2 protein-coding genes are annotated in these 2,932 nt (G+C 34.5%); both read right to left on the bottom strand.

Annotation, left to right across the window (positions count from 1 at the left end; all coding sequences use genetic code 11):
- Positions 1-2,115: phage NrS-1 polymerase family protein (locus J4O15_RS16065; RefSeq protein WP_442911608.1), on the bottom strand; the 2,115-nt coding region annotated here is incomplete at its 3' end.
- A complete protein-coding gene (locus J4O15_RS15740; RefSeq protein ID WP_208101534.1) occupies positions 2,115-2,918 on the bottom strand; it encodes a conjugal transfer protein in 804 nt (267 codons plus the stop codon). The genes J4O15_RS15740 and J4O15_RS16065, both read right to left, overlap by 1 nt.
- Between the last annotated feature and the right edge of the window lie 14 nt (positions 2,919-2,932).

The following is a 2,932-nucleotide window of genomic DNA, read 5'->3' as shown; positions in this document are numbered from 1 at the left end:
CTGTAATACATGCTCTGATACTGATTCTCCCTGTTTTCTTTCAGGAATTTTAGTCTCTCCCTGCCAAATCTGTTCAGCCTGCTCTGATCTATTATCTTTGGCATCTTGATATTCGGTATCAGAACTTCCTCTCCGTCTTCCATCTTCTCCAAACTGTAGGTTCCCCCCTGTTTCTCGAATAGGTTCTCCTTGATTACCGGGATGTAGATTTCTTCCTCCAAAAGGTATTCCCTGTCCGCCAGTATTACTTTTTCTCTCATCAGCCAAGCCTCCTTTATTTTCTTCTATTTCATCATTTATTGTTCCGGTATTTTCACTGCTTTCATTTACATTATAACGCTCCTTATCGGTCTTTGTCCGCTCATTTATCTCTATTTCTTTAAGTTTTTCTCTCTCACCTATCCTCCCTATTTCTCTTCCGATAGCTATAAGCATTTCTTTAGAAATTAAAGATATTTCTCCAAGAAGGCTATCAATATCCTGTCCATGCTTAATCCCTGATACTGTTTTCAGTTTGCCCTCATCAACAGGAATACCTATATCCATTCTTTGTGCAAGTGAAACCTTTATGGATTCTGTGATAAATTGCATCAGTTCTACTTTGGTATAACTTTTAACTGTATCATCCGTCAGCATATCAAAGATGGTATATATCCTTTTCCTAACATATAAATCTATAAGAGCGTTTATCTTTTCTTCCTGTGAAAAAAGCAGCCTGCTGTTTCTTTCTTTAAAGCTGTCAATCAGTGAATCTATAGCCAAAGTATGTTTCTCAGGTTCATATTTCCACAGTTTTACTTCATTGATCTTATTTCCTATACTGACTGTTTGACTGACATCAAATACATACTTTACCTTTGGTAGTCTCATGCTTAAATCAAGAATCGGTATTCCCTTTTCTCCTCTTTTTACACTTCTTCCAAGCTTTTTCCAAAAATCATACTCCGCACAGGCAGTTGCTCTCTTGTAGGTACTGTAAATACTTAACTGGTGCATATATGAGTATTTATAGTTGTTTCCCATCGTCTTTAAAAAATCCTTATAGGCATCTACATCCCTCCTGATTTCCTCTAACGAATGAGATAAAATATCACTGATTTTTTCAGTTGAATATCTTGGCATCTTTTCCTCCTTCTTCTTATTTTCAGTCTCTTCTTGCTTTGCATTTTTTGTAATATTAGCTTTTTCTTTATTCCAATCATAAAACTTGCTTATGCCGTTCATTGCCCTGTCTGCAATATAGTGTATATAGTCCGCACTGCCTCGCCTTTTATACCACTTCTTCCTTTTAAGTCCGCTATTTTCCATAAGGCTGATTGACTTTTCCACATCTGCGGTGTAGTAAAGCAGCCTCCCAAACATAAAAAAATCAGCCTCGGACTGGCTGTTAAAATAGTTTTGATAATTCCCGTTATATATTTGTCTTAGATCTTCTCCACTATAGTTAAAGTATCCCCTATTAAAAAGTATGTTTAGAATGTCATCTTGTGAAAATCTGTTTTTATAAGCCAAACTACTTGGATTTAGATTAATCCTACCAACTTTGCCTTCTACGGAGTCTATACTTGGCATATATATTTGATAAAGCGGTAATAATTCCTGATTGATATTTACTATTTTACTTCTGTCTTTATCCTTTAATATATTCCCGGTTATTGTAAAAAATCTGTCTCTGTCATAAATTTCGAGGTTTTTATACCTTTTTCTTTCTCCCGGTACTTTACCTTTTCCTATAAAATGCAGTCCTGTTTTTGACGGAGAGATTTCCGCATAGGTGGAAATCCCTCTTAAAAAGTTAGCTGTCATTGAAGCGGCATTAAAGTCCATACTGTATTCCATTATTTCATCACTTACCTTATCTATATCAATTCCTATATACCCGTCTCCTAGGAAAAATCCCAAACCTAAGCTCTGATTTTTATATAAAGCATCCATGCAATCATCAAAACTGTGCCAAGTTTTTCTATCATTTGACTTGGCAGGTTTTCCATTTGGCATAATCGGCATTTTTGTATTTTTCCCGTCTCTTACAATGATTTTATAAAGACACCATCTCTTCTCACGCTTTAATTCATCCGGAATATTTTTATATTTGATAAGGTCGGCTTCTTTCATTATATTTCCATTCCCTTATCCTTTTTTACCGTTTTTTCTGCCTTACCTTTTTCCTCAAGTCTAATCTTTTGCTGATTTTCTTTAAGTGTTTTTAATACGGAAGGTTTTCTTTTTATATTTTTACTACTCCTGTCATTATTCTTTATAGGCTTGTTCTCTGATCTTTCACTGTTATCTCTTGCAGATGCTTTTTCACTTTCCTTAATATCTTTATTTTCATTATCCGTCTGCTTAATCTCTTCCTTATTCCCCTTATTTAATTTTTCCTCATCCTTTTGTATCTCTTTAGATAAGGTATCAAGTTTTTCAAGGCAGCTATTAAGCTTCTTTTGCTGCTCCTTTATAAAACTTTGCATTGAGTTTACAAGTCCCTTTACAATTCCTATTTTCATCTCAACAAACTTTTCCTGTGCTTTGGTAAGGTTGTAGGTAAGTTGATGTTTCATGCTGTCATAAAGATGTTTAATACTTCCTACCGCTTTTTCCTGAAGATTAATAAGAGATTTTCCTACTGCTCTAATATCCTTAGCAATAAGGGAGCTAAGGCTTATATTATCCATTTCATTAAGTCTTTTGATTTCCGCTTTAAGACCTGTTATTTCATCTTTAAGTGCCTTTAACTCTTCAATATTTATGTCGAAGTCATTATTTTTTAGCTCTTCTTTAAGCTCCCCGGCAATTTTAAGCTGCGTATCCGTATTATCTTCTAAAAAGTCGGCTGTTTTTGTATATTCTTTTTTGATCTCATTTATAACTTCCTTTGTCTGTTCTTCCTGTCTTTGAATGTTTTTATTATCGTTCATTTCGTCCTCCTTAA

Source organism: Lachnoanaerobaculum sp. Marseille-Q4761 (genome assembly GCF_017565785.1).
Lineage (GTDB): Bacteria > Bacillota > Clostridia > Lachnospirales > Lachnospiraceae > Lachnoanaerobaculum.
Note: the sequence above shows the minus strand (reverse complement) of the source record. Positions and strands in the feature narration are given on the sequence as shown.